This is a genomic window from Streptomyces sp. L7 (genome assembly GCF_050990935.1).
Classification (GTDB): domain Bacteria; phylum Actinomycetota; class Actinomycetes; order Actinomycetales; family Microbacteriaceae; genus Leifsonia.
In genome coordinates, this window is the sequence record NZ_CP194644.1 from 520,220 (window position 1) to 541,424 (window position 21,205).

Annotated in this window: 19 protein-coding genes, 4 tRNA genes and 1 pseudogene; 12 read left to right on the forward strand and 12 right to left on the reverse strand. The window is 70.3% G+C overall.

What is annotated here, in order from left to right:
- Nucleotides 1–26 precede the first annotated feature (26 nt).
- From ACR5MH_RS02570 to ACR5MH_RS02595, 6 genes are all read right to left on the reverse strand, one after another.
- Nucleotides 27–1,271, reverse strand: a complete 1,245-nt coding sequence (locus tag ACR5MH_RS02570) for an arginine deiminase (protein WP_431350099.1) — start codon at nt 1,269–1,271, stop codon at nt 27–29.
- A 58-nt stretch (nt 1,272–1,329) separates the two neighbouring features.
- Complete coding sequence (locus ACR5MH_RS02575; protein WP_433862590.1) at nt 1,330–2,748, reverse strand: basic amino acid/polyamine antiporter; 1,419 nt, start codon at nt 2,746–2,748, stop codon at nt 1,330–1,332.
- Between the two features lie 190 nt (nt 2,749–2,938).
- Nucleotides 2,939–5,107: a 3-hydroxyacyl-CoA dehydrogenase NAD-binding domain-containing protein gene (locus ACR5MH_RS02580; protein ID WP_433862591.1), complete on the reverse strand. Its 2,169-nt coding sequence runs from the start codon at nt 5,105–5,107 to the stop codon at nt 2,939–2,941.
- On the reverse strand, nt 5,104–6,312 hold the full coding sequence (locus ACR5MH_RS02585; protein ID WP_431350097.1) for a thiolase family protein: 1,209 nt from the start codon (nt 6,310–6,312) through the stop codon (nt 5,104–5,106). Before ACR5MH_RS02585 ends, ACR5MH_RS02580 begins: the two co-directional genes overlap by 4 nt.
- Nucleotides 6,313–6,384: 72 nt before the next feature.
- On the reverse strand, nt 6,385–7,581 hold the full coding sequence (locus ACR5MH_RS02590) for an HRDC domain-containing protein (RefSeq protein ID WP_433862248.1): 1,197 nt from the start codon (nt 7,579–7,581) through the stop codon (nt 6,385–6,387).
- The gene (locus ACR5MH_RS02595; RefSeq protein WP_433862249.1) at nt 7,574–8,209 is read right to left on the reverse strand and encodes a DUF3000 domain-containing protein; all 636 of its coding nucleotides are present in this window, start codon (nt 8,207–8,209) and stop codon (nt 7,574–7,576) included. Before ACR5MH_RS02595 ends, ACR5MH_RS02590 begins: the two co-directional genes overlap by 8 nt.
- Before the next feature lie 101 nt (nt 8,210–8,310).
- Between ACR5MH_RS02595 and ACR5MH_RS02600 the strand changes: the two genes are divergently transcribed.
- Nucleotides 8,311–9,504, forward strand: coding sequence for an alpha/beta hydrolase family protein (locus ACR5MH_RS02600; protein WP_433862250.1), 1,194 nt, complete (start codon nt 8,311–8,313; stop codon nt 9,502–9,504).
- Nucleotides 9,505–9,660: 156 nt separating this feature from the next.
- Here the strand turns inward: ACR5MH_RS02600 and ACR5MH_RS02605 are convergent, their stop codons facing one another.
- Both ACR5MH_RS02605 and ACR5MH_RS02610 read right to left on the reverse strand, forming a co-directional pair.
- Nucleotides 9,661–10,098: a SufE family protein gene (locus tag ACR5MH_RS02605; RefSeq protein WP_431350095.1), complete on the reverse strand. Its 438-nt coding sequence runs from the start codon at nt 10,096–10,098 to the stop codon at nt 9,661–9,663.
- 34 nt (nt 10,099–10,132) lie between these two features.
- Nucleotides 10,133–11,049: pseudogene (locus ACR5MH_RS02610) on the reverse strand (sulfurtransferase).
- 126 nt (nt 11,050–11,175) lie between these two features.
- On the opposite strand from ACR5MH_RS02610, the gene zapE (ACR5MH_RS02615) reads away from it, so the two are divergent.
- The 6 genes from zapE (ACR5MH_RS02615) to ACR5MH_RS02640 all read left to right on the forward strand — a co-directional run bounded on the left by zapE (ACR5MH_RS02615) (nt 11,176) and on the right by ACR5MH_RS02640 (nt 16,909).
- On the forward strand, nt 11,176–12,000 hold the full coding sequence (zapE, locus tag ACR5MH_RS02615; protein WP_433862251.1) for a cell division protein ZapE: 825 nt from the start codon (nt 11,176–11,178) through the stop codon (nt 11,998–12,000).
- Complete coding sequence (gene zapE, locus ACR5MH_RS02620; protein WP_433862592.1) at nt 11,937–12,443, forward strand: AFG1/ZapE family ATPase; 507 nt, start codon at nt 11,937–11,939, stop codon at nt 12,441–12,443. Before zapE (ACR5MH_RS02615) ends, zapE (ACR5MH_RS02620) begins: the two co-directional genes overlap by 64 nt.
- A 50-nt stretch (nt 12,444–12,493) precedes the next feature.
- Nucleotides 12,494–13,726 (forward strand): ammonium transporter, encoded by a 1,233-nt coding sequence (locus ACR5MH_RS02625; RefSeq protein ID WP_433862252.1) that lies wholly within the window; start codon nt 12,494–12,496, stop codon nt 13,724–13,726.
- A 112-nt stretch (nt 13,727–13,838) separates the two neighbouring features.
- A complete protein-coding gene (locus ACR5MH_RS02630; protein WP_431350093.1) occupies nt 13,839–15,056 on the forward strand; it encodes an ammonium transporter in 1,218 nt (405 codons plus the stop codon).
- Between the two features lie 49 nt (nt 15,057–15,105).
- Entirely contained in the window at nt 15,106–15,531 is a 426-nt protein-coding gene (locus ACR5MH_RS02635) for a type II toxin-antitoxin system PemK/MazF family toxin (protein ID WP_433862593.1), read from the forward strand.
- 85 nt (nt 15,532–15,616) lie between these two features.
- Nucleotides 15,617–16,909 carry an O-acetylhomoserine aminocarboxypropyltransferase/cysteine synthase family protein gene (locus tag ACR5MH_RS02640; RefSeq protein ID WP_431350091.1) on the forward strand — a complete coding sequence of 431 codons (1,293 nt, stop codon included), beginning with the start codon at nt 15,617–15,619 and terminating at the stop codon, nt 16,907–16,909.
- A 155-nt stretch (nt 16,910–17,064) separates the two neighbouring features.
- Here ACR5MH_RS02640 and ACR5MH_RS02645 read toward each other — a convergent pair whose 3' ends face one another.
- The gene (locus ACR5MH_RS02645; protein ID WP_431350090.1) at nt 17,065–17,982 is read right to left on the reverse strand and encodes a MalY/PatB family protein; all 918 of its coding nucleotides are present in this window, start codon (nt 17,980–17,982) and stop codon (nt 17,065–17,067) included.
- Nucleotides 17,961–18,239 carry a hypothetical protein gene (locus ACR5MH_RS02650; protein ID WP_431350089.1) on the reverse strand — a complete coding sequence of 93 codons (279 nt, stop codon included), beginning with the start codon at nt 18,237–18,239 and terminating at the stop codon, nt 17,961–17,963. Before ACR5MH_RS02650 ends, ACR5MH_RS02645 begins: the two co-directional genes overlap by 22 nt.
- A gap of 66 nt (nt 18,240–18,305) precedes the next feature.
- Here ACR5MH_RS02650 and ACR5MH_RS02655 point away from each other — a divergent pair, with 66 nt between their 5' ends.
- The gene (locus ACR5MH_RS02655) at nt 18,306–18,620 is read left to right on the forward strand and encodes a thioredoxin family protein (RefSeq protein WP_431350088.1); all 315 of its coding nucleotides are present in this window, start codon (nt 18,306–18,308) and stop codon (nt 18,618–18,620) included.
- Between the two features lie 157 nt (nt 18,621–18,777).
- Nucleotides 18,778–19,722, forward strand: a complete 945-nt coding sequence (locus ACR5MH_RS02660) for a hypothetical protein (RefSeq protein WP_433862253.1) — start codon at nt 18,778–18,780, stop codon at nt 19,720–19,722.
- Nucleotides 19,723–19,779: 57 nt separating this feature from the next.
- Here the strand turns inward: ACR5MH_RS02660 and ACR5MH_RS02665 are convergent, their stop codons facing one another.
- Complete coding sequence (locus ACR5MH_RS02665; RefSeq protein ID WP_431350086.1) at nt 19,780–20,295, reverse strand: hypothetical protein; 516 nt, start codon at nt 20,293–20,295, stop codon at nt 19,780–19,782.
- 290 nt (nt 20,296–20,585) lie between these two features.
- Nucleotides 20,586–20,658, reverse strand: a tRNA-Val gene (locus tag ACR5MH_RS02670).
- 188 nt (nt 20,659–20,846) lie between these two features.
- On the opposite strand from ACR5MH_RS02670, the gene ACR5MH_RS02675 reads away from it, so the two are divergent.
- From ACR5MH_RS02675 to ACR5MH_RS02685, 3 genes are all read left to right on the forward strand, one after another.
- Nucleotides 20,847–20,919: transfer RNA gene (locus tag ACR5MH_RS02675), tRNA-Gly, on the forward strand.
- 71 nt (nt 20,920–20,990) lie between these two features.
- Nucleotides 20,991–21,061, forward strand: a tRNA-Cys gene (locus ACR5MH_RS02680).
- A gap of 23 nt (nt 21,062–21,084) precedes the next feature.
- Nucleotides 21,085–21,159: transfer RNA gene (locus tag ACR5MH_RS02685), tRNA-Val, on the forward strand.
- Nucleotides 21,160–21,205: the final 46 nt, after the last annotated feature.

Sequence of the window (21,205 nt, forward strand, 5' to 3'; positions counted from 1 at the left end):
CGGCGGCGGCGGCACGACGAGAGCGGTCAGAAGTCGACCGGGTCGCGCAGCAGCGGGCAGGTCATGCAGTGGCCGCCGCCGCGGCCGCGGCCGAGCTCGGCGCCGACGATCGGGATGACCTCCACTCCCGCGCGGCGCAGGGCGTCGTTGGTGGCGGTGTTGCGGTCGTAGGCGTAGACGACGCCGGGGCGGAGCGCGACCGCGTTGTTTCCGCTGTCCCACTGCTGGCGCTCGGTCTCGTAGTTGTCGCCCGCCGTCTCGATCACCCGGAGGCGGGGCAGATTCAGCGCTCCGGCGACGACGTCCACGAACGCGCGACCGTCCTCGTCGATGACGTCGACGGGATTCCCGCCGGTGCCCGGGCGGAGCGTGAAGGTGTGCACGCGGTCCATGATCGCCGGGTACAGCGTGACCAGGTCGCGGTCGACGAAGGTGAACACGGTGTCCAGGTGCATGGCCGAACGCAGCTTCGGCATACCGGCGACGATGACCTGCTCGGCCGCGCCGGCCGCGAACAGGGCGGCCGCCGTCTGCGTGATCGCCTGCCGCGAGCTGCGCTCGCTCATCCCGATGAGCACGGCGCCATTGCCCACGGGCATCACGTCGCCGCCCTCGAGGGTCGCCTGGCCCCAGTCGAGCTCCGGGTCGCCCCACCAGACGCGCGCGCCCGCGAACTCGGGATGGAACAGGTAGATGGCCTTCATCAGCAGGGTCTCGTCGTGGCGAGCCGGCCAGTAGAGCGGGTTGAGGGTGACGCCACCGTAGATCCACGACGTGGTGTCGCGGGTGTACAGCGTGTTCGGCAGCGGTGGCATCAGGTACTCGCGCACGCCGATCGACTCGCGGGCGAGCGCGAGGTAGCCGGTGCGGTAGTCCTCGGGGAGGTCCGCGGTGGAGAGGCCGCCGATCAGGAACTCGGCCAGGCGCTCCGCGGGCAGGGATTCCAGGAAGGCCCGCGTTCCCTCCACGAGCCCGAGGCCGACCTCGTTCGGGACGACCTTGCGATCGAGCAGCCACGCCCGCGCTTCCGGCTGCGCGACGGTCTCGGCGAGCACGCGGTGCAGCTCCAGCACCTCGACCCCGTTGGAGCGCAGGTCGGCGACGAACGCGGCATGGTCGCGCTTGGCGTTCTCGACCCACATCACGTCGTCGAAGAGCAGGTCGTCGGCGTTCGTCGGCGTCAGCCGGTGGTGCGCCAGCCCGGGCGAGGCGACGAGCACGCGCCGGAGCCGGCCGACCTCCGAGTGGACGCCGAATGTCGTGTCGGTCACAGTGTTCCCCTTACGTGTCGTGCGTGATTGGTGTTCGACGGAAAGCGTTCGGGCGTCGTCACAGGCTGATCCAGCCGACCGAGAGCGCGACGATGCCCATGATCGCGCCGAGCACCGAGACGGCGAAGATGATGAGCTCGCGGCCGCTGAAGAGTCTCCTGCCCTGCTCGCGCCTGACCATGACGAACAGGATGGTCGCCGGGGCATAGATGATGAACGAGAGCAGCACGAAGGTGAGGCCCGCCGCGAACAGCAGGAAGGCCGTGTAGATCGTCGCGAGGATCGTCACGACCAGATCCCGCCCCCAGCCGCGCGGCTCCTGCACATAGGTCTCCCGCGTCGTCACGAGTTTGAGCGCGTACAGCGCGGCCAGGAAGAACGGGATGAGCGTGAGCGCACTGGTCAGGTCGAGGGCCAGGTTCAGCGCGTCGTTGGCGAAGTAGATGATGACCAGGACCGCCTGAACGAACAGGGCTGTGAGCAGCAGCGCAGCGGTGGGCACGTCCTGGCTGTTCGACCGGGCGAGGAAGCGCGGCATGTCGTGGTCCTTGGCGGCCACGAACAGCACCTCGGCCGCCATCAGCGACCAGGCGAGGTAGGCGCCGAGCACGGACACGATGAGGCCGATGCTGACGAACCAGGCGCCCCAGGGACCGACGGCCGCCTCCAGCACGCCGGCCATCGACGGCTGGCGGAGCTTCGCGATCTCGCCCATCGGAAGCACGCCGTAGGAGACGATCGTGACCGAGGCGAACACGGCGAACACGCTCACGAAGCCGAGGATGGTGGCGCGGCCCACGTCCTGGCGGCGCTTCGCGTGACGCGAGTAGGTGCTGGCGCCCTCCACGCCGAGGAACACGAAGACGGTGACCAGCATGGTGTTGCGAACCTGGTCGAACAGCGAGCCGGCGTAGTCGGCGCCGCCCCAGTTGGCCGCGAACACGTCCGGCTTGAGCACGAAGAGCGCCAGCAGGATGAACACGATGATCGGCACGACCTTGGCGACCGTGACGATGCGGTTGATCGCCGCCGCCTCCTTGATGCCGCGGCGGATGAGCAGGAAGAAGCCCCACAGCGCCGCCGAGGAGATCGCGATGGCGAGGATGGTGTCGCCGTCGCCGAACGCCGGGACCACCGCGCCGATGGTGGACATGATGAAGACCCAGTAGAAGACCAGGCCGACGGAGGCGCTGGCCCAGTAGCCGAACGCGGAGAAGAAGCCGAGGTACTCGCCGAACCCGGCCTTGGCGTACGCGTAGACACCGGCGTCGAGCGTGGGCTTGCGGTTGGCCAGCAGCTGGAAGACGAACGCGAGCATCAGCATGCCGACGCCCGCGATCGTCCACGCGATGAGCGCGCCGGCGACGCCGGTCTCCTGCGCGAAGCGTCGGGGGAGCGAGAAGACGCCCGCCCCGACCATGCTGCCCACGACCATGCCCGTCATGGTGAGCATCGAGAGTTTCACCGGAGCGGACATCCCGGTCTGCGGCACTGCCTTCTGATCCGTCACGGAGCCCCCAACGTCGCACACCAGTGAGATATATGAACGCTAACGAGCCCCGTTCGAGTCGGTCAAGACCCGTCTCGGGTGAAAAAACGAAACCGCCGAGTACGCGAAAAATCTGCGTACTCGGCGGTTTCGGCCGGAGTTTCTGCGTACTCGCGGGTTAGGCGGCGGCCTCCACAGGGGCGGTGACGCCGCGGACGGGCGGGTGCTGGAAGGTGTCCCCGAAGACGCGCTCCGAGGCGCCGACCCGGTCGAGGTACGGCGTGATGCCGCCCATCTGGAACGGGAAGCCCGCGCCGAGGATCATGCAGAGGTCGATGTCCTCCGGCGCCTCGACCACATGGTCGTCCACGAGCATGCGGTGGATCTCGTCGGCCAGGCCGTCCTCGAGCCGGCGCAGGATGTCCTGCTCGGTCCACGGGCTCTTGCCGCCGGAGAGGATCTTGGCCGCTCCCTTGTCGAGGCCCTTCACCTTGCCCTTGGAGTCCTTCTCGAGCAGCGTGCCGTGCTCCGCGAGGCGGTGCAGGTTCTCGCTGCGGTAGAACCGGTCGGGGAAGGCCGCGTGGTGCGTGTCGAGGACATGCGCCCCGACCTTCAGACCGACCAGGTCGAGCAGCACGGAGGGCGCCATCGGCAGGCCCAGCGGCGCGAACGCCTTGTCCACCGTCTCGAACGGGGTGCCGTCGTCCACGGCGTGCATCGCCTCGCCGAGGATCTTCGCGAGCACCCGGTTCACCACGAAGCCGGGGGTGTCGGCGGTGATGACGGCGTTCTTCTTGAGCGCCGCCGCCGTGACCATCGCGGTGGACAGCGTCGCGTCGTCCGTCTGCGGCGTCTTCACGACCTCGATCAGCGGCATGACGGCCACCGGGGTGAAGAAGTGGAAGCCGACCAGGCGCTCGGGGTGCTTCAGCTTCGCGCCGATCTGCTCCACCGACAGGGAGGAGGTGTTGGTCGCCAGCACGGCCTCGTCGGAGAGGTACTGCTCGACCTCCGCGAAGACGTCCTGCTTGACGGTCAGCTCCTCGAAGACGGCCTCGATGACCCAGTCGCAGTCGGCGAAGTCGGCCTTGTCCGTCGTGCCGGTCACCAGGGCGCGGAGACGGTTGGCCTCGTCGGGGGAGATGCGGCCCTTCTCCTGGAGCTTGCCGATCTCGTCGTGGATGTACGCCACGCCCTTGTCGACGTGCGCCTGGTCCAGGTCGGTGATCACCACGGGCACCCGCAGCCGGCGCACGAACAGCAGCGCGAACTGGCTGGCCATGTAACCGGCGCCGATGACGCCGATCTTGGTGACCCTCTTGGCCAGCGCCTTGTCCGGGGCGCCGGCGGGCCGCTTGGCGCGCTTCTGGACCAGGTTGAAGGCGTAGATGCTGGCCTGGAACTGGTCGCCCGAGATCAGCTCGGCGAGAGCGTCGTCCTCCAGCTCGAAGCCTGCCGCGCGGTCGTTCGACTTGGCGGCCTTCAGCAGCTCCAGCGCCTTGTACGGCGACTTCGGGACGGTGCCGATGCGGCTCTCGAGCATCTTGCGGGCGATGCCGATGGCGGCGTCCCACTTGACCATGCGCTCGACCTTGCCGGGCACGTTCGGGCGCTTGACCTCGACGGTGCCGGTGAGCACCTTGTCGGCCCAGAGCAGGGAGTCCTCCAGGAACGTCGCCGAGTCGAAGATCGCGTCGGCGATCCCGAGCTCGAAGACCTCCTGCGGCTTCAGCATCCGGTTCTGCTTGAGCGGGTTCTCGACGACGAGCTTGAGCGCGTTCTCGATGCCGATCAGGTTCGGCAGGATGGTCGCGCCGCCCCAGCCCGGGATCAGGCCGAGGAACACCTCGGGCAGCGCGAACGCGGCCGCGTTGCGGTCGATGGTGCGGTAGTCGGCGTTCAGGCCGATCTCGACGCCGCCGCCCAGCGCGAGGCCGTTCGTGAACACGAACGACGGGACGCCGAAGGTCGCCTGCTTGCCGAGCACGTAGTGGCCGAGCTGGGGGAGCAGCTTGGCGACCTCCACGCTCGGGATGTCGCCCACGCGGCTGAGGTCGGCGCCCGCCGCGAGGATGAACGGCTTGCCGGTGACGGCGACCGCGTCGATCTCGCCGCGCGCGGCGCGCTCGGTCAGGGCGTCGAAGGTCCGGCCGAGCTCCAGGAGCGTGGCAGGGCCCATCGTGTTGGGGCGGGTGTGATCGCGGCCGTTGTCGAGGGTGACCAGCGCGAGGGTCTTGCCGCTGGGCAGCGGCACGTCCTTCACGAAGGAGTGGGTGACGACCTCGTCGGAGGTGAGCTCGACGAGGGGGAGAAGTCGATGGTGCTGTAGTCGGTCACTGGTGCTCAGCCCTTCTTCGCCGCGCGCTTGCTGTAGTGGGGGTTCTCCCAGATCACGGTTCCGCCCTGGCCGAGGCCGACGCACATCGCGGTGAGGCCGTAGCGGACCTCCGGGTGCTCCTCGAACTGGCGGGCGAGCTGGATCATCAGGCGGACGCCGCTCGCAGCGAGCGGGTGGCCGATCGCGATCGCGCCGCCCCACTTGTTGACGCGCGGGTCCTGGTCGTCGATGCCGAAGTGGTCGAGGAACGACAGCACCTGGATGGCGAACGCCTCGTTCAGCTCGAACAGACCGATGTCCTCGATCGTGAGGCCTGCCTTGCGGAGCGCCTTCTCCGTCGACGGCACCGGGCCGATGCCCATGATCTCCGGCTCGACGCCCGCGAACGCGAAGCTGACCATGCGCATCTTCGGCTTCAGGCCGAACTCCTTCACGGCGTCGGAGGACGCCAGCAGGCTGGCGGTGGCGCCGTCTGTGAGCGGCGACGCGTTGCCCGCGGTCACCCGGCCGTGCGGGCGGAACGGGGTCTTCAGCGTGGCGAGGCCGGCCATCGTGGTCTCGGGGCGCATGCCCTCGTCCTGCGTGGCCAGGCCCCAGCCCTGCTCCGAGCGGATGGCGACCGGTACGAGGTCCGGCTGCAGCTTGCCCGCGGCGTACGCAGCGGCGGTCTTCTGCTGGCTGCCGAGGGCGAACCGGTCGGAGCGCTCCTTGGTGAGCGCGGGGAACCGGTCGTGGATGCGCTCCGCGGTCATGCCCATGTTGAGCGCGTCCTCGGCGACCATGCGCTCGGACAGGAAGCGCGGGTTCGGGTCGGCCCCGAAGCCCATCGGGTGCCGTCCCATGTGCTCGACGCCGCCGGCGATCACCAGGTCGTAGCTGCCGAACGCGATGCCGGAGCCGAGCGTGGTGACGCTGGTCATGGCGCCGGCGCACATCCGGTCGATCGCGAAACCGGGCACCGACTTCGGCAGCCCGGCGAGCAGCGCCGCCGTGCGGCCCAGGGTGAGTCCCTGGTCGCCCTGCTGCGTCGTCGCCGCGATGGCGACATCGTCGATGCGCTCCTTGGGCACGTTCGGATTCCGCTCCAGCAGGCCGATCATGGCCTTGACGACGAGGTCGTCCGCGCGGGTGTTCCAGTACTGCCCTTTTTCGCCCGCACGTCCAAACGGAGTACGGACTCCGTCGACGAACACGACTTCCGTTCTATCGGCCACAGTGCCTCCCAAATCAGGTCGCTGACGATCCTAAGGAGGCCCCGACGCCGGAGTGGAATCGTTTGATTCTTTCTACGAAGCGGCTTCGGACGCGTCGCCGGGCGTTTGGGTGCTTTCCACAAAGGCCTGGGCGATCGCCTGTGAGGTTGCCTCAATCTGCCAGCGCCGGGCGCCGTGCTCGGCGAGCGCGTCGGCGACGGTCGACGGCGTGATGTCGGCCGGCGGCGTCCACGCGACGCGGCGCAGCGTGTCGGGAGTGAGCAGGTTCTCCAGTGGGAGCGCGAGCTCCTCGGCGAGCGTGCTCAGGGCGGCGCGCGCGGCCTTGAGCCGGGCGTCGGCGTCCGGGTTGCGGTCGGCCCACGCCCGGGGCGGAGGGAGGCTGTCGCCGCTGCCGCGCAGGACGGGCAGGTCGTCGGTGGAGCGGCCTGCCTCGATGGCGGCCCACCAGCGGTCGAGTTCGGTCCTGCTGGCGCGGCCGGTGAACTCGCGCATGGCGGCGAGGGCGCGCTTGGAGTCCGGCATCGCCTTGGCGGCGGCGGTCAGGGAGGCGTCGGGGACGAGCCGGCCGGGCGCGACGTCGAGCTGCTGGGCGAGCGCGTCCCGGCTCAGCCACAGCTCGCGCGCGACGGCGAGGTTTCGGATGCCGCGGATGGAGTGGATGCCGGACAGCCGCCGCCACGGCTCGTGCCGCGTCACGACCAGCTCGCGGGTGAGCTCGTCGGCGAACTCCTGCCGGGCGATGTCGCTCTTGCCGGCCTCCACCAGCAGACCGGCGATGGCGTCGCGGAGGTCCGGCAGCAGCTCGACGTCGAGGGCGGCGTAGTCCAGCCACGGTTCGGGAAGCGGACGCGTCGACCAGTCGGCGGCGCTGTGCTCCTTGGCGAGGTGGATGCCGAGCAGCTCCTCCACGACGGTCCCGAGCCCGACGCGCGGCATCCCGAGCAGGCGCGCGGCCAGCTCGGTGTCGAAGATGCTGACCGGGTCGAGGCCGACCTCCCGCAAGCAGGTGAGATCCTGGGTGGCGGCGTGCAGCACCCACTCATCGCCCGCGATCGCCTCGTTGAGCTCGTCGAACCGGCCGATCGCCGGCGGATCGAACAGGAAGGTGCCCGAGCCGCGCCGGAACATCTGGATGAGGTACGCCCGCTGCGAGTAGCGGAAGCCGCTCGCCCGCTCGGCGTCCACCGCGATCGGTCCGTCGCCGGCGACGATCTGGTCGAGGGCCCGGTGGTAGCCGTCGCGGGTGTCGATGACGGTGTGATCAGCCACGCGGTGTCCGTCTCGTGCTCAGCAGGCTCACCCCTTCGCCCGTCGGCGGCAGGCCGGCCAGCATGCACAGCAGCTCGCCCCAGCCCTCCACGTGGGCGGCGATGTCGGTCTCCAGCGGGCTCCAGGAGGCACGCAGCTCGATCTGGGCGCCGTCCCCCTGGGCAGCGAGCTCGCCGAAGCCGGTGGAGATGATCTTGGTCGCGGTGCCGCTGGCGGCGGTGTATTTGGCGTGGCGTGCGTCGAGCGCGTCGACCAGCCACGACCACGCGACGTCGGCGAGGAAGGGGTCGAGCCCGATGTCGGTCTCCAGCGGCGCCTGCGCGAAGCAGACGATGCGGAACGGGCCGCCCCACGCCTCCGGCTCGTCCGGGTCGTAGAGCAGGATGAAGCGTCCGGTGCCGAGGTCCGAGTCGTCGCCGTGCCGGGCGGGCCGCACGTCAGCGGCCAGCGCGATCGAGTACGGCGCGAGTTGCGCGGGGGCCGGGATCTCCGTGATCACGAGCTCGGGGCGCGCCTTCGCGGCGCGGATGGACTCCAGCGCCGCCGCATATTCTCTGGGCAGGTGCGGCTCCCTGGGCTGGTGCGGGTCCCCGGGCAGGTGCGGCGGGGTCGAAGTGGGTGTCGACACGCTACGAACACTAGAAGGGTTCGGGGGCTCGCGACAGTAAGGCACGCCGCCTGGCGAACTCCTGAAGGCGGCGGCGCACGGGCACGGCTACGCTGTCGGGCATGGCGAGCACGCGCAGCGGATCGGGCGGGAACCGGGCACTCGGGAAGGCGATCGGTGTCGGCGCGACCATCGCCGGGGGACTCGCGCTGGTCGCGGCGGCGTCCGCCGCCTACGCGGTGGCGCGGGTGGCCCGGACGGTGATCACACCCGTCCGTCGCCGACCGCACCGCGAGTTCGTGCACGGCGTGGATGAGGCGCTCGGCACCATCACGCTCAAGCGCACCCCGGATGCGGCGATGCCCGGACGCTTCGGACTGTGGTTCGGGTCCGAGTCGGGCTACGCGAAGCTCGGCGGTCTCCTCGAGACCACGGACGGCAGCGTCGTGCGCGAACTGGAGCGCGTCCACTTCGGCGAGTTCGGGCCCGGGCGGGCGCGGATCAGCGGGTACTACTACCTGGAGCCGGAGGAGCTCGGGCTCCCGGTGGAGAGCGTGGCGATCGAGACGGACCTGGGGCAGGCGCCGGCCTGGGTGTTCCCGGCCGACGACTCCGCGTCGGGCGACCGGTGGGTCATCCAGGTGCACGGCTGGGGCGCGACCCGGCAGGAGGGCCTGCGCGCGGTGCCGACGTTCCACGCCGCCGGATACACGAGCCTCCTGGCCTCCTACCGCAACGACGGCGACGCGCCGGAGAGCGCCGACCGCCGGTACGGCCTCGGCGGCACCGAATGGCGGGACATCGACGCCGCGATCCGGTACGCGGCGGACCGCGGCGCCCGTTCGATCGTGCTCATGGGCTGGTCGATGGGCGGAGCGGTCGTGCTGCAGACGGTCACGCGGTCGCAGAACCTCGACCTGGTCGACGGCGTGATCCTTGAGTCGCCGGTGGTCGACTGGATCGACACGCTCGAGTTCCAGGCGAACATGCTGCGCCTCCCCGACGCGATCGCACAGGGCGCGATGCGGCTGATCGCCTCCACCTGGAGCGGCCCCATCACCGGCCTGGGCGCACCGATCGACCTGCGCAGCATGGACTTCGTGGCGCGGGCGGCGGACCTCAGCCTCCCGATGCTCATCCTGCACAGTCAGGACGACGGCTTCGTGCCCGACACCGCCTCTCGCGCTCTCGCCGCGGCGCGCAGCGACATCGTGACGTTCGTGCCGTTCACGGTCGCGCTGCACACCAAGCTGTGGAACCACGACGAGGCGAAGTGGACCTCGGTCGTCCGGGAGTGGCTGGACGAGCTGGCGTGAGCGGAACGCACCCTCCGGTCGTGCCGCCCGCGGCCCGGCCCGGGGCCCGGCCCGGGGATCGGGTCGCCGTGCTGTCGCCCTCGTTCGCGGTCCCGGCGCGCTGGCCGGCCGTCCATGAGCAGGCGCTGCGCAGACTGCAGTCGCGGCTGACCCGCGCTACGCCGCCGCCGCCTTCGCCCGCACCTGGCGTTTCGTGCGCCCGAGCAGCGCCGACATCCCGCGGATGCGCAGCGGCGACACGGCCTGGGTGAGGCCGAGGGTGTTCGGGAAGTCGTCCGGCACAGCGAGCACCTCGTCGGCCGTGAGCCCGGCGAGGCCCTGGACCAGGATCGACGCGAAGCCGCGCGTGGTGGGGGCTTCCTTGGGGGCTGTCACGTAGAGGTGGACGATGTCGTGCTCGTCGACCTCCACGAAGATGAAGACCGGCGCCTGGCACTCCTCGACCCGCTCCAGCAGGTCGGGGTGGTCGCGGTAGCGCTCCGGGAGGTCGGGCAGCTCGTCGGAGAACTCCAGCAGCATCTGCAGGCGGTCGTTCTGCTCCAGCGCCTGGAAGTCGTCGCGGATCTCGGCGAGCGTGCCGGTGAGGGCGGTCATCCTTCAAGGCTACCTTCGCGCGCTGACTGCGGGGTCAGCGTGCCGGGACCTCGCCCGGCTCCGTCCCGGTCACGATCGGCACGCGCACGGCCGAGCCCCACTCCGTCCACGACCCGTCGTAGTTGCGGACGTTCTCGAAGCCGAGCAGGTGGGTCAGCACGAACCAGGTGTGGCTGGAGCGCTCGCCGATGCGGCAGTACGCCACCACCTCGTCGCCGGGCGCGAGGCCCGCGTCGCCGAGGTAGATGGCCTCGAGGTCGGCGCGGCGCTTGAAGGTCGCGTCCGGGGCGGCGGCGCGCGCCCACGGCACCGAAGCGGCCGACGGGATGTGGCCGGCGCGCAGAGCGCCCTCGGTGGGGTAGCCGGGGATCTCGGTGCGCTCGCCGCTGTACTCCTCGGGCGAGCGGACGTCGATCAGCGCCCCTCCCCCGAACGGACGAGCCCCAGGTGGGCGAGCACGTCGTCCTTGAAGGCGCGGATGGTGTGGTCGTCGCGCTCCACCACCGGGTACTCGACAGGGGCGGGCGCCGGCACGTCGCGGGTGAGCTCGCGGCCCTCCGCGATCCACTTGTCCCGGCCGCCGTCGAGCAGGCGGACGTCTTCGTGGCCGAACAGCGTGAAGACCCAGAGCGCGTAGGCGGCCCACCAGTTGTTCTTGTCGCCGTAGATGACGACGGTGGTGTCGCGCGCGATGCCTTTGCCGCCCAGCAGATCGGCGAACCGCTCTGAGCTGACGTAGTCGCGCACGACCGGGTCGTTGAGGTCGGTGTGCCAGTCGATCTTGACCGAGCCGGGGATGTGGCCGGTTTCGTAGAGGAGGATGTCCTCGTCCGACTCCACCACGACCAGGCCGGGCTCGCCGAGGTGCTCGGCCAGCCAGCCCGTGCTCACCAGCCGTTCGGGGTGCGCGTAGCCGGCGAAGTCGGTCGAGGGGTCGGGGGCGATGGCCATGCTGCTGATCCTCCGGGTTAGGCTGGGAGCCTGCGAAATCGCGGGCCAGGAGTCCAGGCTACGCGGCCCGCAGCGGGTGACGAACGTCCCGTCAACACTTCTTCACACTAAGGTGCGCATCCAGACATGACGATCGAGACGACCGGAGCCCTGCCCCGCCTCGCGGACCGCTCGCCGGCGATCACCGGCGCCGAGATCGCGGCGAGCCTCGTCCCGCCGTCGCAGTTCGAGCACGCCACCTTCGAGTCGTACCGGCCGGACCACGACTACCCGTCGCAGTCGGAGGCCGTCGCCACGCTGAAGCTGTTCGCCAAGTCGTGGGAGCCGCAGCGCCCCGCCGGCCTGTTCAGCCGCAGCCGCCGCAAGGTGGAGGCCATGAAGCCGGGCGTCTACCTCGACGGCGGCTTCGGCGTCGGCAAGACGCACCTCCTCGCGGCGCTCTGGCACGAGGCGCCCGGCCCCAAGTACTTCGGCACCTTCATCGAGTACACCGCCCTGGTCGGCGCGCTCGGCTACGCGGGCGCGGTCGACCTCCTGCGAGGCTCCACCCTGATCTGCATCGACGAGTTCGAGCTGGACGACCCGGGCGACACCATGATGATGACCCGGATGCTGGGCGAGCTGGTCGCCTCCGGAACGCGGATCGCGGCCACGAGCAACACGCCGCCGAACGCTCTCGGCGAGGGTCGGTTCGCGGCGAGCGACTTCCTGCGCGAGATCCAGTCGCTCTCCGCCAACTTCCAGACCCTGCGCATCGACGGCCTCGACTACCGCCGCCGCGACACCTCCGGGCACGCGATCAGCGTCGACACGGGGAGTACGACCGGGTGCTGGCCGCGCTCACCGCGCGAGGCGAGACGGCGACCAGCGACACGTTCGACGGGCTCATCTCCCACCTCGCCACGGTGCACCCGTCGCGCTACATCAAGATGCTCGACGGCGTCGACGTGATCGGCCTGGCCGACGTGCACGTGCTGCACGACCAGATGGCCGCGCTCCGCCTCGTGGCGTTCATCGACCGCGTGTACGACGCGGAGATCCCGGTCGTGCAGACCGGCACTCCGCTCAGCGAGGTCTTCGACGACGAGATGCTGGGGGGCGGATACCGCAAGAAGTACCTGCGCTCGATGTCGCGCATGATCGCCCTCACCGCGGGCGAGCTCCCCCGCACGACGAGTAGCGCGCGGCCCCGGGGCATCCTCCCCGACGCTCGCCCCGGGGATTCGCACGGCCCCGAAACAGACTGTTTACACAGTGCGGGGATGCGTAACACCCGCGAAACACGAGCATCCTGCCGCCGAAACCTCCCGCGATCAGACTGGCTCCACCCCGAAGCGCCCGACCCGGCTCCGATGAGTCCGAACCCATCCCCAGGGCGTCGCATAGAGAGGTAGAGACTCGCATGGTTTTGCACACAGCAGCGGACTACGCAACGACAGGGACCGTGAACTCCCTGTGGCTGCTCGTCGCCGCCGCCCTCGTCCTGCTGATGACCCCCGGCGTCGCCTTCTTCTACGGCGGCATGGTCCGCGCGAAGAGCGTCGTCTCCATGATGATGATGAGCTTCGGCGCAATGGCCATCGTCGGAGTGCTCTGGGTCGTCTACGGCTACGGGCTCTCGTTCGGCAAGCCGCTCATTCCGCACGTGCTCGGCACGCCGGACTGGTTCCTCAGCAGCCTGATGGGCAAGGACGGCATGACCCCCGACCTCGGCGGCCTCGCGTTCGCCGGGTTCCAGGCCACCTTCGCCATCATCACCGTCGCGCTGATCTCCGGCGCGATCGCCGACCGTGCCAAGTTCGGGGCCTGGATGGTCTTCGCCGGCGTGTGGGTGACGATCGTGTACTTCCCGGTCGCGTTCTGGGTGTTCAACCTGTCGCAGGGCTGGATCGCCTCCATCCTCCACGTGAACGACTTCGCCGGCGGCACCGCGGTGCACATCAACGCCGGTGCGGCGGGCCTCGCCCTGGCCCTGGTGCTCGGCAAGCGTGTCGGCTTCCAGAAGGGCATGAGCAAGCCGCACAACGTGCCGCTGACGCTTCTCGGCGCCGCGCTGCTGTGGTTCGGCTGGTTCGGCTTCAACGCCGGCTCGGAGGCCGCGGTCGACGGCGTCGCCGCGATCGCCTGGATCAACACCCTCGCCGCCCCGGCCGCCGCGACCATCGGCTGGCTGATCGTCGAGAAGATCAAGGACGGCAAGCCCACCTCGATCGGTGCGGCCTCGGGAGCGGTCGCCGGCCTGGTCGCGATCACCCCGGCCTGTAACATCCTGACCCCGGGCTTCGCGATCCTGCTCGGCCTGGTCGCCGGCGCGGTCTGCGCCGTCGCGATCGACCTGAAGTTCAAGCTCGGCTTCGACGACTCGCTCGACGTGGTCGGCATCCACCTCATCGGCGGCATCATCGGAACGCTGTGGATCGGTGTCTTCGGGTTCACCCACATCGGCGGCGACGCCACCAAGCCGTTCTCCAGCCTCTGGTACGGCGGGAGCCTGGTGCAGCTCGGGGCGCAGGCGATCGGCGCGTTCAGCGTCCTGATCTACTCCTTCGTGCTGGCCTACGCGATCGGCTGGGTCATCCAGAAGACGATGGGCTTCCGGATCAAGAACGAGGACGAGCTGGCCGGCGTCGACACCGTGGTGCACGGCGAGGAGGGCTACTCGCTCGAGACGGTCTGACCGTCTCGCACCAACGAGCATCCGCGAACGGGGTGCCGCCTGCGGGCGGCGCCCCGTTCCGCGTCCCGGCGGCCGCTAGGGTAATGCTTGCATTGAGGCGGAAGGGAGCGGGATGACCGCGACGAGCGAGCAGGTCGACACCCTGCTGCTGTTCGTCTGCGGGGCGCTGACGCTGCTCGTCCCGTTCGGCCTCGCGTTCTTCGTCGGCGGGCTCGGCGGAAGCTCCACGACCTCCCGGGCCATGAAGTTCGCCCTGACCGGCACGGCGGCGACCATCCTGCTCGGCGTCGCAGGCGGCTACGGGATGCTCGCCGGACGGCCGTGGCTGGCGCACATGCTCGGCGCACCGTCGCTCGACCTCGCCGGCGGCTTCGGCGTGGCCTCGCACCGGCCCGAGCTCTACACCGTGGCCAGGGCGGGCGCGATCCTCGCGGCGGCAGCGGTGTCGGTCGCGATCGTGGGCGTCGCCGTCGCCTCGCGGATCACGTTGCGCGCGTGGCTGGTCTTCACGGTGCTCTGGTCGGTACTGGTGCTGTACCCGGCGGGCTACGCCGTATTCGCGCTGGACGACGGCTGGGCGACCGGCGTGCTCGGGGTGATCGACTTCGGGGGAGCGCTGCCCATCGGCGTGGCCGCGGGGTCGGCGGCGGCGGGCGTCATCCTGGCGTGCGGCCGGGGCGAGCACCGGCCTCCGGAGCAGCGCAGCTTCCCGGCCATCGCGATCGGAGGGACGCTGGTCTGGGTCGGCTGGCTCGGGTTGGTCGTCGGATCGGAGGGGGCGGTGGACTCCTACACCGGCCTGATCGCGAACAACGCCTTCGTCGCCTCCGCCGGGGGCTGCCTGGCCTGGATGGTCGTCGACCGGGTGCTGTTGCGGCGGCCGACCACCGTGAGCGCGCTGTGCGGCGCATTCTCCGGGCTGGTGGCGATCACGCCCGCCGCCGGGGTCCTGACCGTCGGCTGGTCGCTGCTGCTCGGCGCGATCGCGGCCGTGGCGTGCGCCACGATGGTCGACCTCGCCGCCCGGGCGCGATTCGGCGCGTCGATGGCGCTGATCGTCATCGTGACGGTCGCGAGCATGGTCGGCCTCCTCTACCTCGGGCTGTTCGCGGCGGGCGGCGGGATGGTGGACAGCGGCAACTTCGACCTGTTCACGGCCCAGGCGATCGCCGGGTTCACCGTGCTGATCGGTTCCTTCGTGGTCTCCCTGCTGCTGGCGCTGGCGCTGCGCTTCACGCTGGGCCTCACCCGGATCCGCTATCGTGCCACGAGTGAGCCGACTCCTCGACGCGATCGCGCGACTGTTCCGGCGGGCGGCGCGGAAGACTGAACGGCCGGCGTTCCGGGTCGCGCCCACCCGCTCCGGCCGCGTCCCCCGCCTGGAGCCGGGGCGCGGCGGCGTCGACGCGACGGTCCAGGTCGACCCGCGCCGGCTGAAGGGCCTGCGCACCTCCTACAACCCGAGGACGGACGGCGAGCCCGACCCCGGCGAGATCGTCTGGACGTGGGTGCCGTATGAGGAGGACGACGGCCGCGGCAAGGACCGCCCGGTGCTCGTGGTGGCGGCCGAGCCCTCCGGCAGCCTGATCGCGGTCGCGCTTACCAGCCAGGCGCACCCCGGGCGTCCGGAGTACCTCGCGATCGGCGCGGGCGACTGGGACGGCCAGGGCCGGCCGAGCTTCGTCAGGCTCGACCGGGTGTTCCGTGTGCACCGCACGGGGATGCGCCGGGAGGCCGCCGCGCTCGACGCCCGCCGGTTCGCGACCGTGCGCACCGCCCTGCGGACGCTGTACGGCTGGAGCTGAGCGGCGTCGGTGACGAACGGTGCCTCCGTGACGAACAGTGAACGGGAAGTGCACGGCTCCCCGCCCGCGTCACTACAGTGTCGGCATGCCTGACGACTGTTCGCGCCCGCTCGACTTCGAGACCCGGCAGATCCACGCCGGAGCGGTGGTCGACGCCGAGACCCGGGCTCGCGTCACGCCGATCTACCAGACCGCCGGCTACGTCTTCGACGACTTCGACGACGGCGAGGACCGCTTCGCCGGCCGCAGCGGGTTCCGCGCGTACTCGCGCAACGACAACCCGACCAACGCGGTGGCGGGGCGGCGCATCGCCGACCTGGAGGGCGGCGTCGACGGGATCGTGGTCTCCAGCGGGCAGGCCGCCATCGCCGCGGCGATCAACGGGCTCGCCGAGGCAGGCGACCACATCCTCGCCACCCGCTCGCTGTACGAGGGGACGCGGGAGATGTTCCGCGGCATCCTCAAGCGGCAGGGGATCGCGTTCGAGTACGTGGACGACGACGCGTCGGACGCGGAGTGGGCGACGCGGTTCCGGCCGAACACGAAGGCCGTGTACACCGAGACGCTGCCGAACCCGCTGAACCAGGTGGTCGACATCGAGCGGCTGGCCGGGATCGCGCACGCGGCCGGCGTCCCGCTCGTCGTGGACAACACGGTGCCGACGCCGTACCTCTGGCGGCCGATCGAGGACGGCGCGGACATCGTCGTGCACTCGACCTCCAAGTGGCTGTCCGGGCACGGCTCCGTGATCGGCGGCGCGGTGGTCGACGGCGGCCGGTTCGACTGGTCGGCGCACGCCGACCGCTTCCCGCAGCTCACCGAGCCGCCGCGGCCGGGCGTCCCCTCGTTCGTGGACCGGTTCGGCGCCGGCGCGTACCTGGCCTACCTGCGCACGGTCATCGTGCTGGAGTACGGCCCGACGGTGCCCCCGCTCAGCACCTTCCTGCTCCTGCACGGCATCGAGACGCTGTCGGTGCGGATGGACCGACACGTCGCCAACGCGCAGGAAGTGGCGGAGTTCCTGGCCGGGCGGCCCGAGGTGTCGCGCGTGTTCTACCCGGGGCTCGCGGACGATCCGTTTCACGCGCTCGCGGAGCGATACCTGCCTCTCGGCGCGGGCTCCATCGTCTCGATCGACCTGGCGGGCGGGAGGGAGGCCGCGCGTCGGTTCCTCGACGCGCTGCGCCTGGTCAGCCCGATGACGCACATCGGCGACGTGCGCACGCTCGCCATCCACCTGGGCAGCACCATCCACGCCAAGCTCACCGAGGAGGAGCGGCTGGCGGCCGGGATCACGCCCGGCCTCGTGCGGCTCTCGATCGGCATCGAGAGCGCCCGCGACATCATCGCCGACCTGCGTCAGGCGCTGGAGGCGTAGCTCCGCGACATTCGTGCCGAATCGCGCGTCCGCGCTGCGGCGACCTTCGTGCCGAATGTCGCGAATGCGCGCGCCATTCGCGCGATTCGTCACGAATGTCGCGACAAGGCTCGACGAGGTTCGTGACGAATGTCCGGGATTGCGCGGAGGGCGACTTACGCGCGGGCGAGCGCCGGAGCCGCCGCGGCGACGGTCGCGGCGATGCGGCGGACGGCCTCAACGACCGTGCTGGGGTCGCAGGCGAGGTTGATGCGGGCGAAGCCGCGGCCCTGCTCGCCGAAAGCGAGACCCGAGTTGAGGGCGACCCGGCCGGTGTCGATCAGCGCGCGCGCGGGGTCGTCGCCGAGCGAGGTCTCCCGGAAGTCCAGCCACGCGAGGTAGCCGGCGTCGGGCCGGACCACCCGCACCGACGGTGCGTGCACGGCGAGCTCGGACTCCAGCAGTCGGAGGTTCGTCATGAGCTGATCGAGCAGTCCGTCGCGCCAGCGCAGGCAGGACAGCGCCGCGACGTTGGCATGGAGGCCGAGGATGCTGGTGCGCGCGGCGAGCTCCTCGGGCAGCCGGGTGAGCAGGTCGGCGGTGTCGGGCTCGGCGGCGACGATGACCGCGCACTTGAGCCCGGCGAGGTTCCACGCCTTGCTGGCGGAGGTCACGGTGACGGCGCGGGCGTCGGCGGCCCGGGCGATGGGCGCGAACGGCGTGAAGCGGGCGCCCGGGTGGGCGAGCGGGGCGTGCACCTCGTCGCTGACGATGAACACCCCGTAGCGGGCGGCGAGGCGGGCGAGCGCCTCCAGGGTGCGCCGGCTGTGACATCGGCCGGTCGGGTTCTGCGGGTTGCAGAGCAGCAGGGCATCGGCTCCCGCGGCGAAGGCGGCCTCCAGCCCGTCGAGGTCGAGCGTCCAGCCGGCGTCCTCGCGGAGCGGAACCGTGATCGCGACGGCGTCGGCCTCCTCGATCATCTCGAAGAACGGCGGATAGACGGGAGGCGTCAGGACGACGCGCCCGCCGGCCTCCGGAAGCACCAGCCGCAGGGTCTCGACCACGCCCACCGTCACGTCGGTTGCCAGGTGCACCCATTCCGGGTCGACGCCCCACGACCACGAACTCCAGGCGAAGTCCGCGAAGGCGGGGCGAGCGGGCCGGCCGAGTCGAGGTACCCGGTGTCCGAGTTGCGGAGCGTCTCGGCGACGCGGTCGAGGATGGCCGGCTCGACGTCGAAGTCCATCTCGGCGACGAAGACCGGCAGCACGTCCGCCGGGTAGCGGCGCCACTTGATGCTCGAACGGGACGCGAACAGCTGCTCCAGGGGTCGGGCCGGTTCGAAGCTCATCGACCAAGGATGGGGCACCGCGGCGGCGAGTGCATCCGGGCGTGTCACGGAACGTAAGGTTGGGGTATGCGCGTCGAGGTGCTGCACATCGAGGAGTGCCCGAGCTGGCGGGAGACCGGGGCGCGGCTGGAGGTCGCGCTCGCAGAGGCGGGGATCGACGCGGCGGTGCAGTACCGCCTCCTGGAGGACTCCGCCCAGCTCGCCGGCACAGCGTTCGCCGGGTCGCCCACGATCGTCGTGGACGGCGCCGACCTCTTCCCGGACGGCGAGCCCGTCCGGGAGCTCGCCTGCCGCGTCTACGTCACTCCGGCGGGGTTGCGCGGGATGCCGGACACCGGGCAGCTCGTGGCGGCGCTGCGCGCGCTCCCGGGCGCGGACTAGCGCAGCGGCCTCCGGAGCCGGAAGTGATGCTCCCGCCCGGGTCGCCCAGAACTGGTCCTTCGTGCCCCGCATCCGAGTCGGCGCGCGGGGTAGCGCGGAGCGAATACCGTACTGGCACGGATTCTGCGGTTCCGGGTCGGTGGATAGCGTTCGAGTCATGACGGACCTGACCGGCGCCCTCCCTCCCGAGACGAACCGCTTCGCGTGGGTGCGCCACCTGCTCCCGCGGATCGTGATCGGCTCCCTGATCGCCGCCGCGCTCGTCGGCGTGTACGCCGTGATCATCGGACGGTGGGACGACACCTGCTGGCGGCTGATCGGTACGATCGCACTGCTGGTGTTCTTCTCGCTGGTGTCCTGGTACGACGCGGACGTGTCTGCGCGCCGGGCGCCCTGGTTCGGAGCGGTCTCGGTGACGCTGTCGGCGTTCCTGCTGCTCGACGGGTTGGTGAAGCTCTGGGCGCCGGCGCTGGACGGCGCGTCCGGGCCGGAGGGCATGCCCGGCACGTCCTCCTGGGGCTTCTTCGGTTGGATCGCGCTTGTTGTGGTGGTGCGGCTCGGCCTCCTGCACATCCACCTGGTCCTGAACACGCAGCAGCGCTTCACCGGGCCGATCATGTCGAAGGTGACGGTCTGCACGCTGGTCCTGGTCGGCGCGCTCACGGTGGGGTTGGCGGCGCCGCTCGTGTTCGACCGCGTGGAGTTCTCGGAGGCGTACTGGCGGATGGTGGCGACGATCGCGATCCTGGACGCGCTGGGGACGATCCTCATCCCGTTGACGTATTCGCTGTTCGGGCCGAAGACGGCGAAAGACGGGGAGTGGCGCCTGCCGCGTACGCTCCGCCTGCTGCGTACGCACCGGCTGCGGCGCCTGCCCCGGCGGCGGCGCCTGGTCCTGCCGCGCCGTCTGCTGCCGCGCCGTCTGTCGCCGCGCCGCCTGTTGGCGCGCCGCCTGCTCCCGCTCCGGCTCCCGCCGCGCCGCCGTCCGCGTACCCGAACGTGCTGTCACCGGCCGGCGGATACCGCCTGGAGTGGCCGCGCTACGTCAATGGCACCCCGCTGCCGGCGAGGCCGGACGGTTCGCCGGACTTCACGGGCGTGATCGGGTACTGAGCTTCGGAGGTCGGAGGATCAGCTTTCGGGACATCCCGCGCTGCACCTACTTCTTCCCCTTCTTGTCATCGATGATGCCCCCGATCAGTCCTCCGATCGCACCGCCGAGTACGCCGCCGGCAGGGCCGCCGAGAAGCGAGCCGATGCCGGCGCCGATGCCCGCCAAGCTCGAGCCGTAGCTGACCCGGGCGATGCTGACCGTGGTGGATCCCTCGGGGTTCACGGAGACGTCGAATGAGCCGACGGCGGCGGACGCGACGACCAGTGCCACGGGACTGGCTTTGCCGCTCGCGGCGAGCCTGTCGTAGACCTGGCGCGACTCGAAGAACGCGCGTTGGGGGTCGCCCTTTCCTTCACCGGCTTCATACCCGAGCACGTAGAGGTCGAGAAGGGTCTGCACCTCTTCATCGGTGATCAGCTCTGCCGTCTCCAGCCGCTCGAGGATCGCCTTGTGGTCGCTCACGTAGTCGCCCTTGTTGGCTTCCGTGATGCGTCGCGCCTCCGCACGAGCTGCGTGCATCATCCCCGCGATGTCGGTACCTAAGTACGTCGAAGTTTCCATCATGCCCTCCCAGAAAATGTGCTCATCGTGTTGATGGGACCCAGCACATACCCTCCGGCGGGACTCCGGCAAGACACCCGCTCCGAGCGGCTGCTGGAGCGGTTGAGCAGCCGCCCTAACGGTGGAAAGCGAGGCCGAACCTGTAGACGAGGGAGCCGGAAAATGATCGCGAGGCCATACGATCCCGAGCCCGAGGAGCAATGCTGTGGCTTCCTGAGGCGAAGCCGGGTGACATCGGGTTACCCACACAAACGAAGAACCCCTCGGCTGACCGAGGGGTTCTTCGACGGTGGGCGATACCAGACTCGAACTGATGACCTCTTCCGTGTGAAGGAAGCGCGCTACCAACTGCGCCAATCGCCCGTGGATTCGCGGCCGAGGATTCCGGCTGCGAGACTCGATACTAGCCGACGGCGGCCCCCGATTGCACATCGGCCTCGCGCGCCGCGCGTTGCGTCATGCGACACACCCGGCCGGCGCGTCCGGTTTGGTCATCGGCCCGGGGATCGGCTAAAGTCATTCAAGTGCCGCGGGAGACCGGGGCGCGAAATGCGGATGTAGCGCAGTTGGTAGCGCATCACCTTGCCAAGGTGAGGGTCGCGAGTTCGAGTCTCGTCATCCGCTCGAGTCGGCCTGGTATCTCTGGATTCCAGGCCTCTCGAATACGGTACGGTTTTTCCGTGTTGTGTGGCTTCGGTGGATTGGCCGAGAGGCGAGGCAGCGGCCTGCAAAGCCGTATACACGGGTTCGAATCCCGTATCCACCTCGATCCTGAGCAACTCAGGTTCTGGGCGATTGGCGCAGCGGTAGCGCGCTTCCCTGACACGGAAGAGGTCACTGGTTCGATCCCAGTATCGCCCACCACGAAACCCCCGGAATTCCGGGGGTTTTTTCGTTCAGGCGGAGTGCG